Here is a 20174-nt window from a genome sequence, read left to right on the forward strand (position 1 = left end):
ATGTTCCCGGACCTCAAACCAAAGCCAGAGTTGAGCAAGAGCGATAAGAAGCAGGGGCTCTCGATGGTAATCTGGGACGGCCTGGCCACGCAGGCGATGGTCACCCTCACCGGTGGGATCTTCCTCGTCGCCTTTGCCCTGGAACTCGGCGCCTCCAACACCGTCATCGGCCTTCTTGCCGCCATCCCCCCGCTTGCCGAACTCCTCCAGGTTCCATCGGTCTATATTATCAGGAAAGTGCGGAACCGACGACTCATCACCGTCACCGCCTCGACCGCCGCCAGACTGGTCTGGTTGCTCATCGCCGCCATCCCCTTCCTCTTCGGGACAGAATCGGGAGTATGGGTACTTGTCGGGGCGATGCTCTGTTACTCGACCATCTCGTCGATCTCCCATTGTTCCTGGAACTCCTGGATGCACGACCTTGTCCCGCAACAGAAGATCGGCGCCTTCTTCTCGCGCCGGATGGGGATGTCGACCGCCCTGGCGATCCCACTCTCAGTCGCCGCCGCCCTCTTCGTCGACACCTGGAAAGTCAATCCGGGGGGCGAGGTCGTGGCCTATGCTCTGCTCTTCTTCGGGGGGTGCATCGCCGGACTGATCGGCGTCATCTTCCTTGCCAGAACTCCGGAGCCTGAACTTGGTGAAGATCAGAAACCCGACTTCGGTGAAGTGTTAAAGGAGCCTTTTGCCGACAAAAACTTCAGGAATCTTCTCATATTCCTGGGTTCCTGGAACTTCGCCATCAACCTCGCCGCCCCGTTCTTCACCGTCTACATGCTCCAGCGGATCGGTCTCGATATCTCATGGGTGATCGCCCTCGCCGTGATGAGCCAGATCGTCTCCATCATCTTCTTCAGGGTCTGGGGGGAGGTCGCCGACCTCTTCAGTCACAAGTCGGTCCTGCAACTCAGCGGCCCGATCTTCATCCTGGCCATCATCGCCTGGACCTTCACCACCCTCCCCGACCCCTACATCCTCACCGTCCCCATTCTCATCGTGATCCATATCCTCATCGGCCTCTCGACCGCCGGCGTCACGCTCTCGACCAACTACATCGGACTCAAACTCGCACCAAAAGGTAAGGGCACTGCATATCTCATGGCCTCGAGCATCATGACCTATCTTGCCGCCGGGGTCGCCCCGATCCTTGGCGGGGTCTTTGTCGATTTTTTCGCCTCACGCGAGGTCGCCCTCACCATCACCTTCAGCGACCCTTCGGGCGTCCTCATCCTCCGCCCCCTCGACTTCCAGCACTGGGACTTCTTCTTCTTCTTCGCTTTTCTCATCGGTCTTTACTCCCTCCACCGCCTCTCTTTTGTCAGAGAAGAGGGAGAGGAAAAGAAGCGGGTCGTCGTCCACGAACTCCTCACCGAGGTGCGTCGGGAGATGCGCAACCTCTCCACCGCCGGCGGGTTGCGGATGATGGTCAGCCCACCGGTATCGGAGTACCTTAAACCACCGAAAAAAGAGAAAAGACGGCGAAAACCGGTCTGGGAAGAAGAGGGGGAGCAAACAATTTAGAAGAACGCCCGGCGTCGGGCTTTGTAGAATTTGACATGAACCCCGGGTTCAAGGCTTATACACGATTCAACAAAGCCGATTTTTGGGCTTTGTAGAAATCCTCCCCTCTTCTGGGTACAAGCATGACCCAACCACCTTCCCGATGCTCGCGCCGGGGACGCTGCCCCCGGACCCCCGGTATGAAAACAGGGTTGGTAAGGCAAAATCAGCGAACATGAAGAGAGAGAGAGTTCCCGTCCCCTGTCCTATCTTGACGCGGGGGGACCGGGGGGCGACTAGCCCCCCGCAGAGATAACCACCTGGAGGATTTCCTATGACCTCTCCCTTCCAGACCGCACAGAGAGGGGAGACGTTAACTCTATCTAACATAAAGTGCGATATACCGCACAGATGCCTGCATGAAGACACAATACCTCCTCCAGATCTGCGCCGGTGTCCCGGTGGCGGCGGCCGGCATCGCCCTCACGCTCACCGGCACAGACACCACTCTCTCCTCGGCCCTCATCGTGGTCGGGACCGGGATGGTCACTCTCGGAATTTTCAGACACCGCCGTTTCGGCGACGGGATCGAGTCAGACGAGAGGACGGAGAGCATCGACGCCAGGGCCGCGACGAGATCGTGGTTCGTCACTCTCCTCTTCCTCTGCACCCTCTTCGGGGTCAACGAACTCGGCCTCCTCGCCTTCGACATCAGAACCACCATTCTGGCGACGATCCTGGTCATGGCTCTCTCGGGGATGATCTTCTCATGGCACCTCGCACGGAGGGTCGCGGCCTGAGGTGATGGATATGGACAGAAAAACACGATCCATCTTCCGGACCGTCATGGGCACCCTCTGGCTCCTCGTCGGGGTCGCCGGGACGGTCATGGGCAGGCAGGACACAACGGTGTCGGGCATGTTCGTCACCATCGGGATCATTATCCTTGTCTTCTCGGGGGAGCGGGCGATCTCGGCGGAGGTGTTTCAATGGTGGCTCTTCAGGAAGGGGGATCTGGAATGAAGCAAAAAAGAAAAGAAAATTACTGGCTCGGCCTGGTCGCCGGACTTCTCCTCATCACCGCGGCGATACCGGCCCGGGCCGTCTTTACGGACCAGCCGCGGATCGCCCTCTTCATCATCGTGGCAGGTGCGGCCCTGATCATCACGAGTATGACCGGGATCTATCTCAGGTCGCGGAAAGAAGAGGCAGAGGATCCGGACGAACGCGACAAAAAAATCCGGAGGGCAGCGTTTTCGGACTCGTGGATCATTACGTTCTGGTTCGCAACGGTCCTCCTCTGCATTGACTTCACCGGCATCGTTGAACTGCAGACCACCGATGTGCTTATGGCTATATTTTATGCTATGGGCATCAGTGCGACATTCTTCGGATGGAAATACAGAGAGAAGGGGGACGCGGAATGACTCTCACGCGAAACAGTCTCGTCGTCAGCGCCGCCGGCCTCCTTGTGACATGGCTCGGCCTCACCCTCGTCTGGCTCGGCGTCGTTGACGAGAAGAGCCCGGTCACCCTGGTCCTGGTCCTCGGCGGCATGATCGGAGTCTTTCTCCCGGCCCTGCGACAGACGTACCAGGACGAGATAGCCAGGTTCCCGGCAGATGTCGTCAGGAGGGCATGGTACGTAGGGTGTGCCGCAGGAGCGGCGACGGTCGTCGTCTTCATCGCCCTCAGGGCGGCAACGGCGGGCGACCCGAAGTTGCACACCCTCTTTTCTCTCCCGGTCGCGGCGATCGCCGGGGTTTTCATCTTTATGGTGACGGAAAAGAGCGTGATCAGGATCTTATCCAGGCAGAGAGGCGATCGTGATGACTGAGGACTCCGAATCTCCCGCGACCATCGCCCCCTCCCCCACCAGCACACAACATCTAAAAAGGAGTAATCTATGAGCATCATTAAGGTCAAAAATCTCAAAAAAATCTTCAATGGGAGAGAAGTCCTCGAAGGGATCTCCTTCTCCGTCGAAAAGGGAGAGGTCTTCGGCTTCCTCGGCCCGAACGGCGCCGGAAAGACCACGACAGTCCGCTGTGTCCTGGGGCTCCTCCACCCCGATGCAGGGAGTGTCGAAGTTCTCGGCGGAGATCTGGGAACCGATGACCCACTGCGCCGGCGTGTCGGCGTGCTCCTCGAAAGCAACGGTCTCTCCGACCGACTCACCGCCCAGGAGAACCTCGACTACTTCGCCAGGCTCTACGACCTGCAGAACCCTGAAGAGAGAGTCGCCGAGATGCTCAGGTTTGTCGGACTCGAAGAACGCAAGGACAACCCGGTCGGCACCTTCTCGACCGGGATGAAACGAAAACTCGGGATCGCACGGGCCGTCCTCAACGACCCCGAGGTTCTCTTCCTGGACGAACCTTCCTCCGGCCTGGACCCGGAGGCACAGTTGATGGTCCGCGACCTCATCCTCGACCTCTCGAAGAAAGAGGGAATGACCGTATTCCTCAACTCGCACAACCTCGACGAAGTCCAGCGGGTCTGCACCTCGGTGGCCATCCTCCACCAGGGGCGCATCCGTGCATTCGACACCGTCGAACGACTCAGAGGAGAGGAGAAAGGCACCCACCTTGAGGTCGTCCTCGGGGATCCGGCCTCGGCAGAACGAGCCTCCGAGATCCTGCGGGGGATGCCCGGCATCACCGAGGTCGATCGTGAGAACGAGAGCGTCACCGCAATCCTCACCGACGGAAGCGCCGCAGCGGCGGTCAGAGAACTGGTCCAGGCCGGCTGTGCCGTTGAAGAAATCAGAAAGGTCCGGAGGTCTCTGGAACAGATCTATCTTGAGGCCGTGCACCAGGCGGAGGGGTCGACATGAGCAGCATCATGACCGTGGCGCAGAAGGAGGCGAGGTTGATCCTCATGTCCAGACAGACGCTCATCTCGGCGATCATCATCGTCGCCGTCTTCTCGCTGACGATGGTTCCGACCATCCTGAGCATCGAGGGAGAGGAGGGCAACTCGATCGACCAGGCACTCTTCATGCTCCCGGTGGTCATCGGGGTCTTCCTGGGATACATCTTCACTGCCCAGGTCTTCCTGCGCGAGAAGACCGAAGGCACCATCGAGACCCTCCTCTGCACACCCATCTCACTCCGAAACCTCTGGGCGGGAAAGGTCATCGGGACCGTCGTCCCGGCTTACGCCCTCACACTTGTCGGCGTGCTGCTGATCGTGGGTACGGCCTCCACGCTCGGAGGAGAAACCGTCCTCCCCTCTCCCCCGATCATCGCCCATCTCCTGACGGTGGTGCCAGCGTTCATTGCCGCCGCCGTCGGGGGACTGGGTTTTGTCCAGCTCCTCCTCGGACTGAAAGAGAACCAGATCATCAATGTCATCATTATCTTCCTGGTGATCTTCTCCTTCTCACTCATGACAGGATTGCTGGACCCGGCATTCGGGATCGGTTGGAGTATGGTCGGCAGCCTCGCCGCCGTCGCCGCCGTACTCCTCCTCATCCTTGCCTGGGGGACGAGGTACCTGAACAAAGAGCGGATCGTGACCACCATACCGTGATGCCTGATGCAGACACGGATGCGTGAATATCGGGCCCGCCTCGGGCTCACCCAGGAGGAACTTGCCAGGCGGGTCGGGGTGCGCCGGGAGACGATCGTCTTCCTGGAGAAGGGGAAGTACAACCCTTCTCTCCGTCTGGCCTGGCGGGTCGTCCGCGAACTCGGGGCACAGATCGAAGAGGTCTTCGTCCTCGGGGAAGAGGATCTCGAGTGATGAACAGAGACGAGGTGATGGCCCGCCTACACACCCTCGCCGACCCGGCGTACCGGGAAGGGATGACGCGTTTCGGCCTTTCGGATCAGAACGCCGTCGGCGTCCGGGTTCCGGAACTGCGCAAACTTGCGAGGGAGATCAAAAAAGATCACGCCCTTGCCGTCGCACTCTGGGAGGAAAGTTCCAGGGAGGCGAAGATCCTCGCCACCCTCATCGATGATCCGGCACAGGTGACTCACGCACAGATGGAGGCCTGGGCCGGCGTGTTCGATTCCTGGGAGATCTGCGACCTGTGCTGTCAGAACCTCTTCGTCCTGACACCTCACGCCAGAAAGACGGCCGAGGCATGGATGCGGCGTGACAAAGAGTATGTGAAGAGGGCCGGATTCGTTCTGGTTGCAAAACTCGCCCGCGCCGAGAAGGACAGCGACGACGAATGGTTTCTCGCATCGTTCGATGCGATCAGGGCCGGGGCAAAAGACCCGCGCAACTTTGTGAAGAAGGCGGTGAGCTGGGCCCTCCGGGAGATCGGGAAACGGAACGAAAGATGTCGGGAGGAGGCGATCGCCCTGGCGGAGGAACTCGCGGCATCCAACGACCCGACCCAACGATGGATCGGAAAAGACACCCTCCGCGATCTCAACTGAGACCGAGAGCATACACCGCCGCACCAAGGAGAGGGGCGCGGCCCTCAAGAGGGCTGACCACAATCTCAGGGGTCGGGAGGTAGCGGTCGAGATGCGGGCACATGTGCCTGATGAGAAGGGCACCGTGGGCCCGCGCGATCGGGCCGTCCAGGACGATCACCTCAGGCGAATAGGCGACGATGATGTCGGAGAATGCCCGCGCACTGATCGCTCCGAGGGCGTCCATGAACGCACCGGCCAGAGAGTCGCCCCGCGCCGCCGCGCCCAGGATCCCTCGACTGGACGAGGCATCAAATGAAGAGGCCGGGAGATTGTTTTTCGCCAGCCATGCCGCAAAAAATCGGGGCATCCCGGTCCCGGATGCGTAGGCCTCCCAGTGGCCGGCGTGGCCGCAACCGCAGGAGAGGGCATACTCTGAGTCCACAAAGAGATGGCCCACCTCCCCGGCATTCCCGTCCCTGCCCTGGAGGAGTCGGCCGCCGACCACCGCTCCCCCACCGATCCCGGTCGAGAGTGTCAGGTACACCAGGTTGTCCACACCCTGTCCGGCTCCAAGCCACCGCTCGCCTAGGGCCCCGGCCCGGCAGTCGTTGAGAAGCCTGACCGGCAGACCGAACCGTTCAAAGAGCGGTGCGACAAGGGGGACTTCCTCAAAAGCCATGTTCGGCGAGCAGACGACCCGACCGGATGTCAGGTCGAGGGGACCGGCCGAGGCCACCCCGATCCCTGCAGCGCGGGACCAGCCAGGGATCGAGGCGATCGCATCTCCGACCGCCCGGGCCACCACCTCGCCCGATGCCCCCTCTCTCGGAGTGTCTCCTCGTACAAAATCCCTCACACAACCCTCAGACGTGACAAGGGCCGTACGGTAATGAGTCGCCCCGATGTCCACAGCGATGACGGAACCCTCTCCCATCCATCAGACCTTGCACCGCAGAGCATATCAGGGCATTTGTCCTTCCAGAAGGACCGTGACCGACCGCCTCACCTGAGGGAGGAGCGCGTCGCGGTTCTCCCGGGTAACCACAAAAATCTCCATGTCAGGTCTGGCCTTCACTTCCTCGACGAAGGGATCGCCGCGCAGCGCAGCCGTCGCTACGACCGGCATGGGGCCGTCGAGGAGATCGGTTACCAGTTCTCGAAAGTGCTCAGAGAGACATTCCATCCTCCCGATCTCATCGATCACCACAAGACCGGCCTCTGGTCGGTCAAAGGGCGTCGTCTCCAGGAAAGCCTCGAACGCCTGGAGATCGACACCATACCGCCCGACGCGGTGATGACTGATCGAGTGGACATGCGCAAAGAGCGCCCTGCGGCCGTCAAAACCGACCAGTTCAAACCCGGTCCGCTCACCCTGATCCCGTATCTCCTGGGTGTAAAAACCCACAACCCCGGGGAGACCGCGGACCGCCCGCCGAACCAGTGTCGTCTTCCCCGCCGCCGGTGCTCCGGTTACCAGCAAATTTTTCATCATATCACCTCCGTATGCCCCGTAAAAATTCCAGGATCAATCGATCACGCCTCCTCTTTTCTTCGGACCGTCATCTCGCAATGGGTGTCCCCCATACACCTGGCACGGACAAAACGCAGGGTATAAGCCGGGTTGAGGGACTCGACCGCCGCAAGAGAGAAGGGCAGGCACCACGAGAACCCGGTCTCCTCTCCGGCCCCCGCCTCACGCAACGTCCCCTGATGAGGACAGCCCTTCATGATGAGTGTCGCCGACGCCTCTGAGGTGCCGAGGATTGAGATCCTGAATTCAGGACCGAAGATCACGGCCGTACCGGCCTGCAAAGCCTCACAGATCTCCTCTGCCGATCCGGTCGGGAAACCGAAGGTTCCAGCGATCGTCTTCACCTCCTGTCCCAGAGTGTACCAGACCATCTGCTCGCGCTCCCCGGGATCCTCTCTCTCATCCCTGAGGGCGCGGGCATACAGGGCCGGCAGGAGAGAGGCCGCCCGGGCTGCAAACCGCCACCGCACCAGAGGCCGGATCTCCTCGATCAGGTCGCGCCCCACCGCCACCATCTCCGACAGCCGACGGCCCTCTCAGCGCCTCGGCTCGATCTGCACCTCGCACCGCCGGTCGCCAACACAGATCCCGCTCCTGTACGTGACTCCATACTCGGGGTTGAGTGAGGACACCGCTGTAGCGGTGTATGCACGGCAGGCCGGACAGAGTGAGTTCGTCTCTTCACCGACCTCACGGGCCCTGGAGACCATCGGGCATGCCGTCGTATACAATGCTGCACAGTCTCGACCCTCTGCAACCTTCACCTCTCCCTGGAGCTCCGGGCCGAGGAGGAGCACCGAAAGAGTCCCGAATGCGCGGGCAACATCCCCTGCATCCCTGAGGGGGAAGTTGAAGGCACGCGCCAGCCCGGCCTGACTCTTTCCGATCTCCTCCCAGACCTCCTCGTCCAGGTCTTCAAAGCCACTCCCAAACCGCCCCCTTATCGCCCGGCCATATGCGATCGGGATCGCTGTCGTTGCCCGAGTGGCAAGACTCCAGCGAACCTCGGCCGGGATCTGGTTCATTTCAACCATGGCTCACACCTCCGCACCGCCACCCATCAGCGGTGCAACAGAGACATCTCGCACCTGATATAAATATTACCGGAAAACAAAAGGAGCATATCATATCGGCCCTGAGATCCTCTTCGAGGCCTCATCAACATTTTCCTGTTCAGTAGTTCCTGTTCGACCACCGGTTACCCGACCACCCCGGTCGGGACGGGGGGACAGGTATATATACTGGCTGTCGGGAATCCCCACAGAACACATAAACCGGGGGAGACGTGAAATATGCGTACCATACCAGATTGGGCAGGCATCGCCATGATCGCCCTGCTCTGTTCAAGTGTCCTTGTTGTCTCGGGAGTGGTGCCCTTTCTCAGGCCGGCCGCAGTATATCCTTCCATCACGCCGGTGGCCGGAAGTGACGACCTTGATCCCGCTGAATTCGTATTCCCATTCGAAAAAGAACAATACCGCCTGCAGATGCCGGTAGACGCTGCCGTGTATGGCGGGGCAAGGGGGGGGGCAAAAAACGCCATTCTGTACGAAGATCTTGCAGATGAAATATGGATGGCCGATTACTACCGGGCCTTTCTTGAAGATCCCCATCAGGAAGACCTGTACACCGGTCTACTCAGGGCCTTCGAAGAAGTTCGAAACAAAAAAAACCTCGACTCCGATCGCTATCTTGAGATGATCACGGCGTTCGTGCAGGCAATCCCATACCAGGTCCATCCTCCCGACACCCCCCCCAAGTTCCCGGTGGAGACCGTCGCCGAACGGAAAGGGGACTGTGACGATAAAAGTCTCCTGCTCGCAGCCCTCCTTTCCAGAGAGGGCTATGACGTCGCGCTCTTTAATTTCGTGGACGACGGACACATGGCGGTAGGCGTTGCGAGTGACGGGAATACCTTTTGCCAGACCGGATACGCCTATATCGAGACAACCGACTCAGGTTTCGTCGGGTCTGTCCCTGACAACCTCGCAGGCGGGGTGACCCTCAACGAGGAACCCCAGGTGATCAGGATCGGGAACGGGACCATCAGATATACGAGCGGTGCCGAGACCGCCTACATCATCTCACGAGAAAAGGAGGCGAAAGAGGCTGCAGGCACGATCAACGAGAATATCGCCCACTATTCAGAGGCGCTCAGAACATCTGAAGAGAGACTCAGAGAAGAAAAAACCTCGATAATAACTCTGCTCGACATGGGAGATACTGCAGGCTACAATGCGGAAGTAATACCATTCAACAGGGACGTGAGAACCTACAATCAGAATCTCACCACCTACCAGAGCAAGGTGGAGCAGTACGACCGGATCGCAGGCATCTACAACTATATCCTCGAGCACCGCCATGACCGGGCCGGTACCTACCGGTGGCTTCTCGACCACCCGCTTCCGGCATAAATCGGTTCCCGGCTCTGTGCCCGGGCCTTCCAGATTACCCTGGAAATCTGGTTCCTGCGCTGGACCGCCGGGTAATCCTTTGCCCGCTGTGCGAGTGCAGAGAAGGTCATGTCTTCCATGATCATGCTGGGGGCGTGGGGGTATATGACTCTGGACCGGGCGGGGGGTGAAAGTGTCGTGCAGACGCGACAACGGTATTTATCCCCGGCGCGTGATATACTCTGAAGAGATACCCATGCTCAAAATCGAGAACCTGAAGGTCAAAATCGGGGACCGTGAGGTCCTCCATGGGATCGATCTTCAGATCAATGACGGGGAGACCCATGTCCTCATGGGACCGAATGGCTCCGGGAAGAGCACCCTTCTCATGACCATCATGGGGTTTGGCAACTATGAGATCACCGATGGGCGGATCATCTACAATGGCAGGGACATCACCCACATGCCCATTCATGACCGGGCGAAAATGGGTATTGGCATGCTATTCCAGCGCCCGCCAACCATATCGGGCCTGAAACTCGGCAAGCTCCTTTCGGCCGTCTCAGGCGGAAAGACCGGCGACATCCCGGCTTTCGCCAGGACGGTGAATATGGAGAACTTTCTTGAGCGCGACATCAACAAAGGGTTTTCAGGCGGTGAGATCAAGCGGAGCGAAGTGTTGCAGTTGATGGTGCAACGGCCTGACTTCGTGATGATCGACGAACCCGAGAGCGGGGTCGACCTGGAGAATATCGCACTGATGGGCAACTCGATCGCCCAGCTCCTCCAGAAAGACCAGCATATCGTGAACCGTCAGAAGAGCGGATTGATCATCACGCACACCGGCCATATCCTCAACTACATCGAGGCCGACTTCGGTCATGTGATGATCGACGGGCAGATCAGGTGTCACGGGAACCCGCGTGAGATCCTGAGTGTAATCAAGGAAAAAGGCTACAAGGAGTGCCTCGCATGCCAGCAGATATGAACGAGTTTTTCAGACTGCCCGAGTCAGAGCGGGAGCGGCTCACCGAGACCGGTCTTGAGGTCGGGCTTGAGAACCGGTGCGGGAGCTTCTTCCAGATGGACCAGGAGATCGTCCAGACCACCTGCTCCAGCGAAGGGGTCGAGGTCCTTGCCCTCCAGGATGCCCTTGATCGCTACGACTGGATGGAAGAGCGGTACTGGAACGCGGTCAAGAAGGACAAGGACAAATACACGAAGTACGTGGCAAAGCAGGAGAAACCCCGGGGCGTCGTCGTCATCGCCCACAAGGGAACCCGGACCGTCTACCCGGTCCAGGCCTGCCTGTACCTCTCTGCCGAACCGGTCCAGACCGTGCACAACATCATGATCGCCGAAGAAGGCGCCGAACTCCATGTCATCTCCGGGTGCGCGAGTGCCGCCGGGGCCAAAAGCGGCTCGCATCTCGGCATCACCGAGTTCTATGTCGGGAAAGACGCCCAGATCACCTCGACGATGATCCACAACTGGAACCCGCACATCTCGGTCTACCCGAGGAGCGCAGCAGTCGTCGAAGAGAACGGGGTCTTCCTCTCCAACTACATCTGCATGCAGCCGGTGTCACGGGTCCAGATGTACCCCGAAGCGCGGCTTGCTGAGAACGCCACCGCCAGATTCTCTTCCATCGTCGTCGCCCACCCGGGTTCGCACCTCGACCTCGGTTCACGCGCCATCCTCCAGGGCAAGGGGAGCAGTGCCGAACTGCTCACCAGGGCGATCACCAGGGGCGGGACCGTCATCTCCCGCGGCCATGTGCAGGGCACGACCGAGGAGACGAAAGGGCACATTGAGTGCCGGGGACTGATCCTGGAAGACGGGATCATCCATGCCATCCCCGAGATCGAGGGGCAGGTCACCGGCACCGAACTCACCCACGAGGCGGCGGTCGGCAAGATCGCAAAGGACGAGATCGAGTACCTGATGGCCCGCGGTCTCTCCGAAGAAGAGGCGACGGCGACGATCATCCGCGGCTTCCTCGACGTCAAGATCGAGGGACTGCCGCCGGTGCTCCAGCAGCAGATCGACGCCGCGATCGACGCCGCAGAATCGGGGTTCTGAGGGGATGACTGAGGAGTTCACGCATGAGCGCCACCAGATGGTGGAGCGCCAGATCAGGGCGCGGGGAGTATCGGACACCCGGGTTCTCTCTGCCATGCGCGACCTCCCGCGTCACCTCTTCGTCCCCCCCGGCCTGAGAGCGGCGTCCTACGGAGACCATCCTCTCCCGATCGGGAGCGGGCAGACGATCTCCCAGCCCTACATCGTCGCCGTGATGACCGAACTCCTCGAAGTGGAGCCTGAAGATCGGGTGCTCGAGATCGGGAGCGGGAGCGGGTACCAGGCGGCCATCCTTGGGAAACTGGCACACGAGGTCTGGAGCATCGAACGCCTCCCCGAAATTGCCGACATGGCGCGCCAGAACCTGGCAACGGTCGGTGCGGAGAATGTCCATGTGGTCGCGGCGAACGGGACGCTGGGCCTCCCCGAACATGCCCCCTTCGATGCCATCATCATCACCGCCGGCACCCCGTCGGTCCCGCAGCCGCTCTTCGACCAACTCGCCGACGGCGGACGGCTCGTCGCCCCGGTCGGCGGGCGCGAACTCCAGTTCCTGGTCGTGTACACCCGGCAGGGCGACGAGATCATCCACCGTTCCTGGGGGGCGGTATGTTTCGTTCCGCTCATCGGGAGACATGGGTGGGAGGAGGGAGACCTTGTTCTATGACATCACCCGCGCCCTCACCGAAGAGATCCTCATCTTTCCGGGTGACCCGGCGCCGGTCTTCAGACAGGAGGATCACGGGGAGTATCTCCTCTCCCTCCTCTCCCTCTCGACGCACACCGGCACCCACATCGACGCCCCCTCCCACTATCTAAAAAACAACCGGACCGTCGACCTGATCGACCCGGCCAGACTGATCGGCCGGTGCCGCGTCCTCGACCTCGGCGAGCGGACGGCCATCACACGGGCCGACCTGGAGGGACGGGTCGGCGGGACCGGACGTATCCTCCTCAGGACCTGGTTCTCCGGGGAAACAGCGTTCAACCCGGAATTTCCCCACCTCACCCAGGACGCTGCATCATTCCTCGTCGAGCAGGGGATCTCCTGCGTCGGGATCGACTCCCCCTCCATCGAGGCCTATGACGGGGACGGCTCGGTCCACCGCACCCTCCTGCAGAGAGAGATAGCCATAATCGAACTCCTCGACCTCTCGGGCGTGCCCAAAGGTGACTATTATATGGCCGCACTCCCACTCCGGCTCGAAGGGCTCGACGGGTCACCGGCACGGGTGATCCTCTCCGACCAACCCATTTCATGAGGTGAATATGAATCTGATCGCATCTGCTGTTGCCGAACTCAAAGAACAGATCAAAGACTCGGGGTGCGAGGACGGTGTCGTCGCCCTCGCCCGGAACGCAACCAGACCTCTCTGCCAGTACCCGCGGGGGATGTGTGTGGAGGCCCGTTTCGGTGACCGCACCGGGCATGTCGTCACCACCGACCCCATCGAGGTCGCGACCCGCATCTCCTTCATGTACGGGGCCCCGCTCAAGAGTCCGGTCGAACGGACCGCGGCCTGCGCGATCCTCAACGCCGTCACCGGGTTCTTCTGTATCAACCGGAAGATGAACGCCTGCGACCGGGCGCACCATGCCCCGTGCCTCGCCGAACTCGCCGCAACACTCGAAGGCAAACAGGTCTGTCTCGTCGGCGAAGCGGAGGGGGTCGCCGCGGTGCTCGGAGCGTCGGTCACCGCAACACCGGAGGAGGCCGATGTCCTCCTGGTCACCGGCCCCGGACTCATCTCAGACGAGGGACTTGCCGCGGTCGAAAAGGCCCTCGGGGAAAAACAGGTGATCTTTCTCGGCCCTTCGACCGCAGGGGTGGCCACTGTTCTCGGGATAGAACACTGGTGCCCTTACGGGAACTGAATCCCTTCTTTTTTGGACCCTGTAGAATTTGACATACACCCCGGGCTCAAGCATCCGTGATGAAAATTTCTCGTTGCAGTTCTCCCGAATGCGGAGGGATACTTGATTCCTCTCCTCGCAACAGGGCACCTGAAGGATACTGTTCAATTGCCGCCCCTCGGCCATCTTCATCCATGGGGGGTCCGGGGGCAACGCCCCCCGGCGCAAGAAGGCGGTGAAGAATCTTTGGTCGGGGCAGCGATTGAGAGAGTTCAAGGATCCTTCCACACTCCAAAACGCTGCTCAGAACAATGTTCATACGACATGCCTGAGGCATGCTCCCGACTCATGCCCGATTCTACACAACCACAAAGCCCCTTCTTTTCCCGGGCGGCGCGCCCGATCCGAAACCTCATATTCTGTGACAGACCATTACCACGCATGCTTTTCGGCTCTTCAGGGATCAGAAGAAGATACTCAGGAGCATTTCCCGGGCTGGCCGCCAAGGTCGGGGTTGCCGTCGGAAAGAACGGCCTGAGCGCAGCCGTCGGCAGGGACACCAGGGTGACCGGACAACTCATAGCCGACGCCGTCACCTCCGGCATACTCTCGGCCGGCGCCGATGTCTATGACTGCGGGATTGCCCCCACACCGACCATCGCCTGCGCCGCCCGCGGCCACGCCCTCGGGGTGATGGTCACCGCCTCGCACAACCCGGAAGAGTACAACGGGATCAAACTCCTCAATCCTGACGGTTCCTCCTTCACCTCGGTCCAGCAACAGGAGACCGAGGAGGCACTTCAAGCCGATCACCTGACCGGGTGGGAGGAGCAGGGGCGGGTCCGGCCCCTCGACGCCGTCTCGATCCACATAAAGGCGATCCTCGATCAGGTTAATGTCCCTGAAGAACTGAACGCCGTCGTCGACTGCGGCAACGGAGCGGGGAGCGTGATCACCCCCCGCCTCCTCGCGGACGGGGGCGTCCATGTCCTGGCCCTTAACGCCAACCCCGAGGGCCGGTTTGTCAGGCCCTCCGAACCCCTGGAAGAGCACCTCCCGTACATGCCCGCCATGATCAGAAAACAGAACGCCGCCTGCGGGATCATTCATGACGGCGACGCAGACCGAATGATGGCCTTCGACGGGTCGGGCAGGTACATCGGCGGCGACCACCTCATGATGCTCTTCGCCGAGTACCTCGGAGCAAAACAGGTCGTCACCACCGCCGATGCCTCGATGGCCATTGAAGAGATCGCCGAGGTGCGGCGGACCCCGGTCGGGGACACCTACGTCTCAGAAGAACTTCTGAAATGGGGAGATTTCGGAGGCGAAGCGTCAGGGGCCTGGATATTCCCGAAAAATTCTCTCTGCCCGGACGGGATCTATGCGGGCGCGCTCCTCTGCGAGATCGCAGGCGAGTGGAACCTCGCAGAGACCGTCGCCGCCATGCCCAGTTACCCGATCCTGCGCGACTCGGTCAGACTCGACGACGCCCGCGAGGTGATGACCGCAATGGGCGCCGCCGTCCCGACCGACGGGATCAGGATCGAGGAGGAGGACGGGTGGTGTCTTGTCCGGGCGAGCGGGACCGAGCCGAAGGTGCGGTTCACCGCCGAGGGCAGGGATCTGGCCGCGGCAAAACGGATGATGGAGACCGGGAAAGAACGACTGAGAACCGCACATCAGGGGAGGGACATCTGATGGAGTGCGTCATCCTCGCCGCCGGCGAAGGCACCAGGATGCGTCCGCTCACCGCCGACCGCCCGAAGGTGATGCTTCCTCTCGTCAACCGCCCGATGCTCGAACACCTTGTCTGCGCCGTCAGGGACGCCGGGATCACCACCATGATACTTGTCGTCGGCTACGGCGAACGGGAAGTGCGGGAGTGGTTCGGCGACGGGAGCCGTTTCGGAGTCTCGATACGGTACGTCACCCAGCGCCATCAACTCGGTACGGGCGACGCCCTCATGGCTACGAAGGGCCTGACCACCGGCAGGTTCCTGATGCTCAACGGGGACATGATCGTCGAGAGCGGCGACCTTACCGCCCTCTGCCGGATGGGCGCCCCCTGCATGGGAGTGCATGAGTCAGATCACCCCCAGGACTACGGTGTCGTCACCCTGGAAGGCGACCAGATCACCGGGCTCGAGGAGAAGTCAAAGCATCCCAGGAGCACCTGGATCAATGCCGGGGTCTACCTCTTCGACCAGGAGATCTATGCGAGGACCGAAGGCATCTCCCTCTCAGGACGCGGCGAGTACGAACTCACCGACGCCCTCGAAGGATACATCCGCGAAGGCAGTCTCAGGACCTATCCCCTCGGCACCTGGATGGACGTCGGGGCGCCATGGGATCTCCTCGACGCCAACGCCACGCTCCTCGCCGGGATGGACACATCCTGCGAGGGCACCGTCGAGGAGGGCGTCGTCGTCCACGGCAAACTCATCGTGGGCAAAAACTCGGTCGTCAAGGCCGGAACCTACATCGAGGGAGACTGCATCATCGGCGAAGAATGCACCGTGGGGCCGCACGCCTACCTCCGGGGTTCGACCACCATTGGCGACCGCTGTCACATAGGCCATTCGGTCGAGGTGAAAAACTCGATCATCTTCGCGGAGACCAAGATCCCGCACTTCAACTACATCGGAGACTCGGTCATCGGAGGCCACTGCAACTTCGGTGCAGGGACGAAAGTGGCAAACCTCAGGCACGACCACGGCATCATCAAGGTCAACGGCCGTTCAACAGGGAGAAAGAAGTTCGGGGCCATCATCGGCGACCATGTCCTCTTCGGGATCAACTGTTCGGTGAATGTGGGCAGCGTCATCGGGAGTTACTCACTCATCGGACCGCACAGTCTCGTTGAAGGGACACTGCAGGACCGGACCGTGATCAGGTAGGTGAATGAAGATGCAGGCAGTCATTCTTGCAGCAGGAGAGGGCAAACGTCTCCGCCCCCTCACCCATGCGGTGCCTAAGGCGATGGTACCGGTGGCCAACCGCCCGATCATCGAGTACATCGTGCGGGCACTGGAGAAGAACGGGATCAGAGATATCATCGTCGTTGTCGGATACCAGAAAGAGCGGGTGATCAGGTATCTCAACAGCCTTGATCTCCCGGTGAGGGTCGTCGTCCAGGAACGGCAACTCGGCACCGCCCATGCCCTGCAGTGCGCCGCCCAGTTCATCAAGGAGGACTTCCTCCTCCTGCCAGGGGACAACTACATCGACACGGCATCGATCGCACGGATCATGCAGCAGAAAAACGCCGTCCTGACCTGGGAACACCCCTACCCCTCCAACTTCGGAGTGCTCACGATCAAAGACGGTCTTGTCAGGCAGGTCATCGAGAAACCGGACGAAGCCCCCGGGTTCACCGTCTCGACCGGGATCTTCTCCCTCGAACCAGGCTTCCTCGATTATCTCGAGAGCACCGAGATCCCGGACGCCATCAATGCCATGATCGCAGCCGACACGCCGCTCAAGGCGGTCAGGGCCGCAGACTGGCAGGACGCCATCTACCCCTGGGACCTTCTGCGGCTGAACGCCGCCCTTCTCCGGGACGTCACCCAGGAAAGGGGCGGGAAGATCGGATCGAACGTGGTGATCAGAGGCCCGGTCTCCATCGGGCGGGGGACCACCATCGGCCCGAACACCACCATCCTCGGACCGGTGGTGATCGGCGAGGACTGTGCGATCGGTCCCAACTGTGTTGTCCTCCCTGAGACCAGCATCGGTGCCAGAACCGAGATCGAACCCTTCACGATGATCGGGCGGTCCCTCATCCTTGACGATGTCAGGATCGGTTCGCACGCCCGGATCACCGATGCCGTCATCGGGACCGGGTCGCACCTTGGCGACCACATGACCACCGTGCCGCACAAGACCATTTTCTCCATCGAGGGCGAGTTGATCAGGGCGAAGTTCGGCGCCATTGTCGGCGACAACGTCAGAACCGCTCCATTTTGCGTGCTCAAAAATTGCATCATCGGCAATGGTGCAGAGGTGGAAGATGGAAAAACGATCTATGGCGATGTCCCGGATGGAGCAAGAATTATATAAAATATAAAAAAATAGGCAGAAGGACAACAGAGAGTGATGCTGTTTGTGCGGGATTGTGGGATACATCGGATGGCGAGACGCTGCCCCCCTCGTTATCGAAGGCCTGAAAAGGCTTGAGTACCGGGGTTACGACTCTTTCGGAGTCGCCACCGAAAACGGCCAGATCAGGGTCGTGAAAAAAAGCGGGAGGATCTCAGAGAACGGCGCAGATCTCACATCTCTCACCGGGCAGATCGGAATCGGCCACACGCGCTGGGCGACCCACGGGGTGCCAAACGACACCAACGCCCACCCTCACACCGACTGTACCGGCCGGATCGCCGTGGTCCACAACGGGATCATCGAGAACTACGCGCTCCTCAAGAGGAAACTCATCGAGAGGGGGCACCGGTTCAAGAGCGAGACCGACACCGAGGTGATCGCTCACCTGATCGAGGAATACTACAAGGGCGACCTCCTGACCGCAGTCGGCGAAACGCTCCGCCACCTCGAGGGCTCGTACGCCGTTCTGGCCATCGCCGAGAACGATCCCAGGATCATCGTCGCCAGGAAGAGCAGTCCCCTCGTCCTCGGGATAGGAGACGGCGAGATGCTCTGCGCCTCAGACATCACCCCGCTCCTCGAACACACCGAGCGCGCAGTCTTCCTTAAAGACGGGGACATCGCCGCCCTCACCCCCTCGCGCATCGACATCTATCATGACGGCGTCCCGGTCGAGCGGTCGGTCGACCACATTACCTGGAGCCTTGACGACGCCCGCAAAGGTGGGTTCGAACATTATATGCTCAAGGAGATCTACGAGCAGCCAAAGGTCTTCTTCGACACCGTCAAGTCGACCGAGAACGACAGCCGCCTGCCAATGCTCAGGATCCCGGCCGAGGTGACGGTGGTCGCCTGCGGCACGTCGTACCATGCGGCCCTCATCTTCCGCTACCTCGCAGAGGAGTACAGCCACAAACGAGTGAGTGTGGAATTTGCCTCAGAGTTCAAATATTACACCCCGCCGATCAGAGACATGGTCATCGCAGTGACCCAGTCGGGAGAGACTGCAGACACGCTCGCTGCGATCGAACGGGCAAAATCCAGAAACTGCTCGACCCTTGCGATCACCAATGTCCTGGGAAGTTCGATCACCAGAATCGCCGACTGGACTCTCTTCATGTGTGCGGGACCGGAGATCTCGGTCGCCGCGACCAAGTCCTTCACCGCACAACTGGCGGTCTTTATGGCGATTCTCAACGAGATGTGCGACGGGAGGTTCACCGACACCCTTGCCCGCGCCCATTGCTCTGTCGAGCGGGTGCTCTCGTACGAACTCGAAGACGCGGTCGCGATCATCAAAAATGCCTCGGAGATGTTCTATGTCGGCCGCGGGGTCTTCTACCCGGTGGCGCTCGAAGGGGCACTGAAGATGAAGGAGATCTCATACATCCATGCCGAGGGATACGCAGCCGGCGAACTGAAACACGGCCCCTTCGCCCTCCTCTCCGAGGAGACGCCGGTGGTCGCGATCTGCACCCCCTCGCCGACCTATGGTGTAATGCTCTCCAACATCAAGGAGATGAAGGCGCGCGGCGCCCCGGTCATCGGCATCGGGGCCGAAGGAGACACCGAAGCCCAGAGTATCGTCGATGTCTTCATCCCGGTCCCCGAAGACCACCAGATCGTCCAGGCGCTCACGGTCTCGGTGGTCCTCCAGCTCCTCGCGTACCATACCGCCATAGCCTTAAACCGGGATATCGATAAACCTAGAAACCTAGCTAAGAGTGTGACCGTCGAATGATCGAATACGGCAGGAACAGAGTAGGAGAGGGTGCACGCATCTTTGATCCGGTCACCCTCGGATTCCCCTCACGAGACCGGATGGGGAATGAGGACTATCTCGGAACCATTATCGGGAGAGATGCAGTCCTCAGGTCGGGGACCGTGATCTACTGCGATGTAGAGATCGGCGACGGGTTCTCGACCGGGCATAACGTAATGATCAGGGAGCGGACCAAGATCGGGAACCATGTGGCTGTCGGCACCGCAACGGTGATCGAGGGCGACAGTGTCATCGGCGACCATGTCTCCCTCCAGAGCATGGTCTACATCCCGACAAACACCTCCATCGGCGACCGCGTCTTCATCGGGCCGAACGCCGTCCTCACCAACGATCGCTACCCGCCTCGGGGGCAGGCCCCTCTCCAGGGCCCGGCGATCAGGGACGGGGTCTCGATCGGAGCCGGCGCGGTGCTCCTCCCCGGGATCACCATCGGCGAAGGGGCGCTCGTAGCCGCAGGTTCGATCGTCACCCACGACGTCCCCGAGCAGATGATGGCCATCGGTTCACCGGCGCGCTTCGTCGACCTCCCTCAGGGGATGCGTGACTGA

The 20174-nt window shown here is 60.7% G+C and carries 24 protein-coding genes; 20 read left to right on the plus strand and 4 right to left on the minus strand.

Features of this window, described 5'->3' with window-relative positions; genetic code table 11:
* The 9 genes from RJ40_RS06980 to RJ40_RS07020 all read left to right on the plus strand — a co-directional run bounded on the left by RJ40_RS06980 (nt 1) and on the right by RJ40_RS07020 (nt 5897).
* Nucleotides 1–1524, plus strand: a complete 1524-nt coding sequence (locus RJ40_RS06980) for an MFS transporter (protein WP_265580140.1) — start codon at nt 1–3, stop codon at nt 1522–1524.
* A gap of 398 nt (nt 1525–1922) precedes the next feature.
* On the plus strand, nt 1923–2303 hold the full coding sequence (locus tag RJ40_RS06985; RefSeq protein WP_265580141.1) for a DUF2178 domain-containing protein: 381 nt from the start codon (nt 1923–1925) through the stop codon (nt 2301–2303).
* A 10-nt stretch (nt 2304–2313) separates the two neighbouring features.
* Entirely contained in the window at nt 2314–2526 is a 213-nt protein-coding gene (locus RJ40_RS06990) for a hypothetical protein (protein ID WP_265580142.1), read from the plus strand.
* Nucleotides 2523–2930 carry a hypothetical protein gene (locus RJ40_RS06995; protein ID WP_265580143.1) on the plus strand — a complete coding sequence of 136 codons (408 nt, stop codon included), beginning with the start codon at nt 2523–2525 and terminating at the stop codon, nt 2928–2930. The genes RJ40_RS06990 and RJ40_RS06995 overlap by 4 nt, the downstream gene beginning before the upstream one ends.
* Entirely contained in the window at nt 2927–3340 is a 414-nt protein-coding gene (locus tag RJ40_RS07000) for a hypothetical protein (protein ID WP_265580144.1), read from the plus strand. The genes RJ40_RS06995 and RJ40_RS07000 overlap by 4 nt, the downstream gene beginning before the upstream one ends.
* Nucleotides 3341–3409: 69 nt before the next feature.
* Nucleotides 3410–4339: an ABC transporter ATP-binding protein gene (locus RJ40_RS07005; RefSeq protein WP_265580145.1), complete on the plus strand. Its 930-nt coding sequence runs from the start codon at nt 3410–3412 to the stop codon at nt 4337–4339.
* Nucleotides 4336–5037, plus strand: a complete 702-nt coding sequence (locus RJ40_RS07010; protein WP_265580146.1) for an ABC transporter permease subunit — start codon at nt 4336–4338, stop codon at nt 5035–5037. Before RJ40_RS07005 ends, RJ40_RS07010 begins: the two co-directional genes overlap by 4 nt.
* A 6-nt stretch (nt 5038–5043) precedes the next feature.
* A complete protein-coding gene (locus RJ40_RS07015) occupies nt 5044–5250 on the plus strand; it encodes a helix-turn-helix transcriptional regulator (protein WP_265580147.1) in 207 nt (68 codons plus the stop codon).
* Nucleotides 5250–5897 (plus strand): DNA alkylation repair protein, encoded by a 648-nt coding sequence (locus RJ40_RS07020; protein ID WP_265580148.1) that lies wholly within the window; start codon nt 5250–5252, stop codon nt 5895–5897. Before RJ40_RS07015 ends, RJ40_RS07020 begins: the two co-directional genes overlap by 1 nt.
* On the opposite strand, the gene RJ40_RS07025 is transcribed toward RJ40_RS07020, so the two are convergent.
* The 4 genes from RJ40_RS07025 to RJ40_RS07040 are packed head-to-tail and all read right to left on the minus strand — an operon-like array spanning nt 5890 to nt 8444.
* Entirely contained in the window at nt 5890–6813 is a 924-nt protein-coding gene (locus RJ40_RS07025; RefSeq protein WP_265580149.1) for an ROK family protein, read from the minus strand. The two genes, RJ40_RS07020 and RJ40_RS07025, sit on opposite strands and share 8 nt — an antisense overlap.
* A 27-nt stretch (nt 6814–6840) precedes the next feature.
* Complete coding sequence (locus RJ40_RS07030; protein ID WP_265580150.1) at nt 6841–7368, minus strand: nucleoside-triphosphatase; 528 nt, start codon at nt 7366–7368, stop codon at nt 6841–6843.
* 44 nt (nt 7369–7412) lie between these two features.
* Nucleotides 7413–7925: a hypothetical protein gene (locus RJ40_RS07035; RefSeq protein WP_265580151.1), complete on the minus strand. Its 513-nt coding sequence runs from the start codon at nt 7923–7925 to the stop codon at nt 7413–7415.
* Between the two features lie 21 nt (nt 7926–7946).
* Nucleotides 7947–8444, minus strand: coding sequence for a hypothetical protein (locus RJ40_RS07040; protein WP_265580152.1), 498 nt, complete (start codon nt 8442–8444; stop codon nt 7947–7949).
* 258 nt (nt 8445–8702) lie between these two features.
* Here RJ40_RS07040 and RJ40_RS07045 point away from each other — a divergent pair, with 258 nt between their 5' ends.
* The 11 genes from RJ40_RS07045 to RJ40_RS07095 all read left to right on the plus strand — a co-directional run bounded on the left by RJ40_RS07045 (nt 8703) and on the right by RJ40_RS07095 (nt 20174).
* The gene (locus RJ40_RS07045; RefSeq protein WP_265580153.1) at nt 8703–9824 is read left to right on the plus strand and encodes a hypothetical protein; all 1122 of its coding nucleotides are present in this window, start codon (nt 8703–8705) and stop codon (nt 9822–9824) included.
* Between the two features lie 235 nt (nt 9825–10059).
* A complete protein-coding gene (locus RJ40_RS07050; RefSeq protein ID WP_265580154.1) occupies nt 10060–10791 on the plus strand; it encodes an ABC transporter ATP-binding protein in 732 nt (243 codons plus the stop codon).
* The gene (locus tag RJ40_RS07055; RefSeq protein WP_265580155.1) at nt 10776–11885 is read left to right on the plus strand and encodes a SufD family Fe-S cluster assembly protein; all 1110 of its coding nucleotides are present in this window, start codon (nt 10776–10778) and stop codon (nt 11883–11885) included. The genes RJ40_RS07050 and RJ40_RS07055 overlap by 16 nt, the downstream gene beginning before the upstream one ends.
* A gap of 4 nt (nt 11886–11889) precedes the next feature.
* Nucleotides 11890–12552 carry a protein-L-isoaspartate(D-aspartate) O-methyltransferase gene (locus tag RJ40_RS07060; protein WP_265580156.1) on the plus strand — a complete coding sequence of 221 codons (663 nt, stop codon included), beginning with the start codon at nt 11890–11892 and terminating at the stop codon, nt 12550–12552.
* Nucleotides 12542–13147: a cyclase family protein gene (locus RJ40_RS07065; RefSeq protein ID WP_265580157.1), complete on the plus strand. Its 606-nt coding sequence runs from the start codon at nt 12542–12544 to the stop codon at nt 13145–13147. Before RJ40_RS07060 ends, RJ40_RS07065 begins: the two co-directional genes overlap by 11 nt.
* 7 nt (nt 13148–13154) lie before the next feature.
* A complete protein-coding gene (locus RJ40_RS07070; protein WP_265580158.1) occupies nt 13155–13760 on the plus strand; it encodes a hypothetical protein in 606 nt (201 codons plus the stop codon).
* Nucleotides 13761–14180: 420 nt separating this feature from the next.
* Complete coding sequence (locus RJ40_RS07075) at nt 14181–15440, plus strand: phosphopentomutase/phosphoglucosamine mutase (protein ID WP_265580159.1); 1260 nt, start codon at nt 14181–14183, stop codon at nt 15438–15440.
* On the plus strand, nt 15440–16639 hold the full coding sequence (gene glmU, locus RJ40_RS07080) for a bifunctional sugar-1-phosphate nucleotidylyltransferase/acetyltransferase (protein WP_265580160.1): 1200 nt from the start codon (nt 15440–15442) through the stop codon (nt 16637–16639). The genes RJ40_RS07075 and glmU (RJ40_RS07080) overlap by 1 nt, the downstream gene beginning before the upstream one ends.
* A 10-nt stretch (nt 16640–16649) precedes the next feature.
* A complete protein-coding gene (gene glmU / locus RJ40_RS07085) occupies nt 16650–17801 on the plus strand; it encodes a bifunctional sugar-1-phosphate nucleotidylyltransferase/acetyltransferase (RefSeq protein ID WP_265580161.1) in 1152 nt (383 codons plus the stop codon).
* Between the two features lie 43 nt (nt 17802–17844).
* Nucleotides 17845–19584: a glutamine--fructose-6-phosphate transaminase (isomerizing) gene (gene glmS, locus RJ40_RS07090; protein ID WP_265580162.1), complete on the plus strand. Its 1740-nt coding sequence runs from the start codon at nt 17845–17847 to the stop codon at nt 19582–19584.
* Nucleotides 19581–20174, plus strand: a complete 594-nt coding sequence (locus tag RJ40_RS07095; RefSeq protein WP_265580163.1) for an N-acetyltransferase — start codon at nt 19581–19583, stop codon at nt 20172–20174. Before glmS ends, RJ40_RS07095 begins: the two co-directional genes overlap by 4 nt.

Source organism: Methanofollis aquaemaris, assembly GCF_017357525.1.
Taxonomy (GTDB): domain Archaea; phylum Halobacteriota; class Methanomicrobia; order Methanomicrobiales; family Methanofollaceae; genus Methanofollis; species Methanofollis aquaemaris.

Excerpts from the sequence above, each read along its gene's own strand:
- RJ40_RS07095 (WP_265580163.1), top strand. The coding sequence starts at position 19,581 with ATGATCGAATACGGCAGGAACAGAGTAGGAGAGGGTGCACGCATCTTT.
- RJ40_RS07050 (WP_265580154.1), top strand. The coding sequence starts at position 10,060 with ATGCTCAAAATCGAGAACCTGAAGGTCAAAATCGGGGACCGTGAGGTC.
- RJ40_RS07025 (WP_265580149.1), bottom strand. The coding sequence starts at position 6,813 with ATGGGAGAGGGTTCCGTCATCGCTGTGGACATCGGGGCGACTCATTAC.
- RJ40_RS06985 (WP_265580141.1), top strand. The coding sequence starts at position 1,923 with ATGAAGACACAATACCTCCTCCAGATCTGCGCCGGTGTCCCGGTGGCG.
- RJ40_RS07070 (WP_265580158.1), top strand. The coding sequence starts at position 13,155 with ATGAATCTGATCGCATCTGCTGTTGCCGAACTCAAAGAACAGATCAAA.
- RJ40_RS07040 (WP_265580152.1), bottom strand. The coding sequence starts at position 8,444 with ATGGTTGAAATGAACCAGATCCCGGCCGAGGTTCGCTGGAGTCTTGCC.
- RJ40_RS07015 (WP_265580147.1), top strand. The coding sequence starts at position 5,044 with ATGCAGACACGGATGCGTGAATATCGGGCCCGCCTCGGGCTCACCCAG.
- RJ40_RS07005 (WP_265580145.1), top strand. The coding sequence starts at position 3,410 with ATGAGCATCATTAAGGTCAAAAATCTCAAAAAAATCTTCAATGGGAGA.
- RJ40_RS06990 (WP_265580142.1), top strand. The coding sequence starts at position 2,314 with ATGGACAGAAAAACACGATCCATCTTCCGGACCGTCATGGGCACCCTC.
- glmU (WP_265580160.1), top strand. The coding sequence starts at position 15,440 with ATGGAGTGCGTCATCCTCGCCGCCGGCGAAGGCACCAGGATGCGTCCG.
- RJ40_RS06995 (WP_265580143.1), top strand. The coding sequence starts at position 2,523 with ATGAAGCAAAAAAGAAAAGAAAATTACTGGCTCGGCCTGGTCGCCGGA.
- RJ40_RS07045 (WP_265580153.1), top strand. The coding sequence starts at position 8,703 with ATGCGTACCATACCAGATTGGGCAGGCATCGCCATGATCGCCCTGCTC.
- RJ40_RS07000 (WP_265580144.1), top strand. The coding sequence starts at position 2,927 with ATGACTCTCACGCGAAACAGTCTCGTCGTCAGCGCCGCCGGCCTCCTT.
- RJ40_RS07060 (WP_265580156.1), top strand. The coding sequence starts at position 11,890 with ATGACTGAGGAGTTCACGCATGAGCGCCACCAGATGGTGGAGCGCCAG.
- RJ40_RS07035 (WP_265580151.1), bottom strand. The coding sequence starts at position 7,925 with ATGGTGGCGGTGGGGCGCGACCTGATCGAGGAGATCCGGCCTCTGGTG.
- RJ40_RS07075 (WP_265580159.1), top strand. The coding sequence starts at position 14,181 with ATGCTTTTCGGCTCTTCAGGGATCAGAAGAAGATACTCAGGAGCATTT.
- RJ40_RS07020 (WP_265580148.1), top strand. The coding sequence starts at position 5,250 with ATGAACAGAGACGAGGTGATGGCCCGCCTACACACCCTCGCCGACCCG.
- RJ40_RS07010 (WP_265580146.1), top strand. The coding sequence starts at position 4,336 with ATGAGCAGCATCATGACCGTGGCGCAGAAGGAGGCGAGGTTGATCCTC.
- RJ40_RS07030 (WP_265580150.1), bottom strand. The coding sequence starts at position 7,368 with ATGAAAAATTTGCTGGTAACCGGAGCACCGGCGGCGGGGAAGACGACA.
- RJ40_RS06980 (WP_265580140.1), top strand. The coding sequence starts at position 1 with ATGTTCCCGGACCTCAAACCAAAGCCAGAGTTGAGCAAGAGCGATAAG.
- RJ40_RS07055 (WP_265580155.1), top strand. The coding sequence starts at position 10,776 with ATGCCAGCAGATATGAACGAGTTTTTCAGACTGCCCGAGTCAGAGCGG.
- glmU (WP_265580161.1), top strand. The coding sequence starts at position 16,650 with ATGCAGGCAGTCATTCTTGCAGCAGGAGAGGGCAAACGTCTCCGCCCC.